Raw genomic sequence first — 3,881 nt, forward strand, 5'->3', positions numbered from 1 at the left:
GCCACCGCCTCCATCAGGTGGATATTGCCTTCATCGGGCGCATGGATGTTGAGCGCCGTCGGGCCCAGCCAGGAGTAGCCGCCTCTTCAAACACCACCGCCTTCTCGATATGCGTGAGGCCCAGCCCGCCCAGCTCGCGCGAGGCATGGGGCGTGAGCAGGCCGGCCGCGCGGGCGCGCTCGACCAGCTCGCGGCGCAAGGCTTCATCGGGGCCATGGCGGCTTTGCCTGGCATCGTTCTCCAGCGGAATCACCTGCTCGGCGATAAAGGCGCGGGTCTTGTCGCGCAGCGCCAGCAGTTCGGGGGACAGGGAAAAATCCATGGTGCGGTCTTCGGGTAAGGGGGCCTGCAGATGGTGCCATGCGCCGCGTGCCAGGCGGTCACCGTTGAGACAGAGTCGCCCGCCCCGGCGCTGCGGCACTAAAAAGCGCTGCAAAGGGATGACACCCTGGTGTCGTACCCCGGACTTGCAGATGGGCTATAAACAAAGCATGCCCATCCAAGTCGAATCTGCACCCATCACCTCCGAGGCCACCCCTCAGGCCTATAGCCGCCACCTGCCACTGGCGGGCACCACCAATTTCCGCGATCTGGGCGGCTACCAGGGCCTGGACGGCCGCACGGTGCGCTGGCGCAAGCTGTTCCGCTCCGACCACCTGGCCTTGCTCAGCCCCGAGTCCCAGCTGCAGCTGCTGCGCGAGCTGGGCGTGGCCCGCTCGGCCGATTTTCGCGGCCAGCGCGAGCAGACCGTGGACCACTATGCGATCGACGGCCTGCAGCACCATTCGCTGGCCATCGAGCCGACCCTGGTGCAGCGCGCCTTCAGCCTGATGCAGCAAGGCCAGCGCCTGACGCCCGACCACACCGTCGTGCTGATGCAGGACACCTACCGCAGCTTTATCCACGACAATGCCGCGCCGTTTGCGCAGTTCTTCGAGATGCTGCTCGACAGCGATGCGCCCATCGTCTTCCACTGCACCGCTGGCAAGGACCGCACCGGCTGGGCCGCCACCTTGCTGCTGACCACCCTGGGCGTGCCCCAGCATGTCGTGCTGCAGGACTACCTGCTGACCAACGACTACTACCACCGCCCGGCCGAAGCCGTGGCCGCTGCCGCTCACATCCCCGAGGAAGTGCTGCAGGTGCTGTGGCGGGTGCAGGAACCCTTCCTGACCGCCGCGATCCAGCCCGTGCTGCAGGACTATGGCAGCATCCCCAACTATGTGGAAAAGGTGCTGGGCGTGGATGCAAAGGCACAGCAAAAGCTCGCGCAGATGTATCTGGAATAATCGGTTGTTCCTTAGAACGTGTTTACGATCTCTACGCAGCCGCGTTGGAGTGCAATCGGGATGACTTCGAAGGGATGGAACGCAGCTTGCTCGGGGGTGCAAGCAAGAGCCAGCGCGCAGAAATCGCCCGATGTCACTCCAACCCGTAGGGACAGTGGCTTTGCGGCCGCCCGGGCAGGGGCGGTCTGCGTCGTTGCAAATCCTCGCAATAGCGCGGCTATTGCTGCGGTATTGCGCCTCGCATCCCATCCCGCAAAGACACTGTCGCGGCGCGAGGAGATCGTAAACACGTTCTTACACCTACGGCTCCGCTGTGGGCCTCCCGCCGATGAACCAACCGCTCTCCCCTCCCCGCCCGCCGGGCGCCTTCCGTTGGACACCCCGCCAGATCGCATTGGCCAGCCTGCTGGTGCTGGCCGTTGTGCTGTGCTGGCTGCCGGCTTTTCAGGCCATCGCCGACCGCTATGTCGATGACGGCCTGCAACGCTCCCTGCTCAGCTTTGCCACCGCCCGCGCGCTGCACAGCGTCGTCTCGGTGCTGCAAGGCACCGAGCTGGCCGTGCAGCCGATGGGCGTGGGCCTGACCTTGACGCTGGGCCAGGTGCTGGCGCCCATCAGCGACCTGGTAGCGCAGTTTGCCGACTGGATGCTCTGGGCCAGCATTGCCTTTGGCCTGCAAAAGCTGCTGCTGTCGATGGGCGGCAGCTATGGCGTCACCGGCGTGCTCACGCTTATCGCGCTGGCCTGGCTGCTGCTGCGCTGGCGCGAGCAGGCGGTGCCCACCTGGCTCAGCCGCTTGCTGGTGGTGCTGCTGTTTACCCGGCTGGTGATGCCGGTCACCATCATCGGCAGCGAGGCGCTGTTCCAGCACTTTATCGCGCAGACCTACCAGGAGAACCAGATCGCCACCGAAGGCGCCGTCGGCCAGCTGCAGCAGTTTGATGTGCGCGCCCCGGCCAAAGCGCCAACTGCGGACGCAGCCACGCCGACCCCGCCGGCCAGCCCCGCCGTGACGCCGTCACCCAGCCTCTGGGAGCGCTTCAAGCAATGGGGGCAGCAGGCCCAGCAATCGGCGAGCCAGGCGGCATCGGGGGTACAGGATCTTGTACGCAACCCGGGCGATGCGCTGCGCGACAAGCTCAGCGAGCTGCAGCAGCAGCTCGACCAGCAGGTGGAACGGCTGGTGACCTTGATGGTGGTGTTTGCGCTGCAGACCCTGGTGATACCGTTGGTGCTGGTCTGGGCACTGCTGCAGCTGTGCAAAGGCTTGCTGGCGGGGCCACGCCCGCCAGCTGCCAAATCGTAGGAGCAGGCTCGCTTACAGCGCAGCGTGCCACTGCGCAATCGCTGCGCCCACCTTGGCCATCACCGCATCGCTTTGTGCGGTCGTGCGCTCGCCACCGGTCAGGAAGGCGGTGATGATCAGGCCTTCCGAGGCCGCATTGGGCCAGGCAATCAGGCAGTCGTTGGCGGTGCTGTGGGCACCGGCGCCGGTCTTGCCGCCCACGCGCCACTCCGACGGCAGGCCCGCGCGCACGCGCTGGTCGCCGGTGCGGCTGTCAGTCAGCCACTGCTGCAGCATCGCGCGGCCATAGCCCTTGAGCACATCGCCCAGCAGCAGTGCCTGCAGGGTCGCCTGCATCGCACGCGGCGTGGTGGTGTCGCGCGGGTCGCCGGGCTCGGCCGTGTTGAGCAGCGGCTCGGGGCGGTCCAGCCGCGTGGCCTTATCGCCCAAAGTGCGCAGCCAGGCCGTCAAGGCTTCGGGCCCGCCGCTGGCGCGCAGCAGCAGGTTGGCGGCGACGTTGTCGCTGACCACCACAATCGCTTCGCAGAGCTCCAGCAGGCTGATGCCACCGGGCTGGTCCTGGTACTTTTCCGTCACCGGCGCATAGGGCACCATGTCGGCCGAGGTCACCCGCACCTGCTGGCCCAGGTCCAGCGCACCGGTTTGCCCCAGGTACAGCACATGGGCAGCCAGCAAGGTCTTGAAGGTGCTGCACATCGCAAAGCGCTCATCGCTGCGGTAGCCGGCCTCACCGCCCGTCTCGGCATCGAACGCATAAACGCCCAGGCGGCCACCGCTCTGGGCTTCAATCAGGGTCAGCGCCTTGTGCAAGGCACGGTCGGCACGGGGATGGGCGGACTGGCGGGATGCACAGCCGGCCAGGCCAAAAACAGAGCCGCTGCCCATGACCAGGGTAGCGGCTACAAAGTGGCGTCGTTGCATGGTCTTGCTCGGTAGAGGTTGTCATCCCGGAGGATGGATAGCTACCGAGCATACCCCGGCCCAGGGCCTGGCGACACGATATGGCGCAAGCTTTGCGGCGGCCAGGCAACAGGCCCGGAACGCGCTCAGGCCTTTTCGATCTTCAAAGCGACCTCATCGAGCAGCGCCGCAATCTTGTCGATCTGCTCTGCCGACAGCGCCGTCTCGCCGTCGCCGGCCATCTTCAGGCGCAGGGCCATCTTGAAGTTCTCGATCGCGCGCACCAGCTGCGGCGGGCGCTGGCGGGCATCGCGGTCCTTGCCGCGGGCCAGGCGCGTCAGCAGCAGCTGCAGCGCATCGGCCTGCTCGGCCAGGGCCTGCTCGCC

Annotated in this window: 3 protein-coding genes and 2 pseudogenes; 2 read left to right on the forward strand and 3 right to left on the reverse strand. The window is 66.7% G+C overall.

Annotated elements, in window-relative coordinates:
• A pseudogene (locus H928_RS0100600) lies at positions 1-322 on the reverse strand (acyl-CoA dehydrogenase family protein); the annotation flags it as partial.
• Positions 323-491: 169 nt separating this feature from the next.
• Here H928_RS0100600 and H928_RS0100605 point away from each other — a divergent pair.
• Both H928_RS0100605 and H928_RS25580 read left to right on the forward strand, forming a co-directional pair.
• A complete protein-coding gene (locus H928_RS0100605) occupies positions 492-1,289 on the forward strand; it encodes a tyrosine-protein phosphatase (RefSeq protein WP_052329643.1) in 798 nt (265 codons plus the stop codon).
• Positions 1,290-1,617: 328 nt separating this feature from the next.
• Positions 1,618-2,595, forward strand: coding sequence for a hypothetical protein (locus H928_RS25580; protein WP_021024736.1), 978 nt, complete (start codon positions 1,618-1,620; stop codon positions 2,593-2,595).
• A 12-nt stretch (positions 2,596-2,607) separates the two neighbouring features.
• On the opposite strand, the gene bla is transcribed toward H928_RS25580, so the two are convergent.
• Positions 2,608-3,516, reverse strand: coding sequence for a class A beta-lactamase (gene bla, locus H928_RS0100615; protein ID WP_021024737.1), 909 nt, complete (start codon positions 3,514-3,516; stop codon positions 2,608-2,610).
• A gap of 125 nt (positions 3,517-3,641) precedes the next feature.
• Positions 3,642-3,881: pseudogene (locus tag H928_RS31975) on the reverse strand (PadR family transcriptional regulator); the annotation flags it as partial.

Source organism: Comamonas sp. B-9 (assembly GCF_000410635.1).
Classification (GTDB): domain Bacteria; phylum Pseudomonadota; class Gammaproteobacteria; order Burkholderiales; family Burkholderiaceae_C; genus Comamonas.

Coding starts and splice junctions, on each gene's coding strand:
- H928_RS0100605 (WP_052329643.1), top strand. CDS start 492: ATGCCCATCCAAGTCGAATCTGCACCCATCACCTCCGAGGCCACCCCT.
- H928_RS25580 (WP_021024736.1), top strand. CDS start 1,618: ATGAACCAACCGCTCTCCCCTCCCCGCCCGCCGGGCGCCTTCCGTTGG.
- bla (WP_021024737.1), bottom strand. CDS start 3,516: ATGCAACGACGCCACTTTGTAGCCGCTACCCTGGTCATGGGCAGCGGC.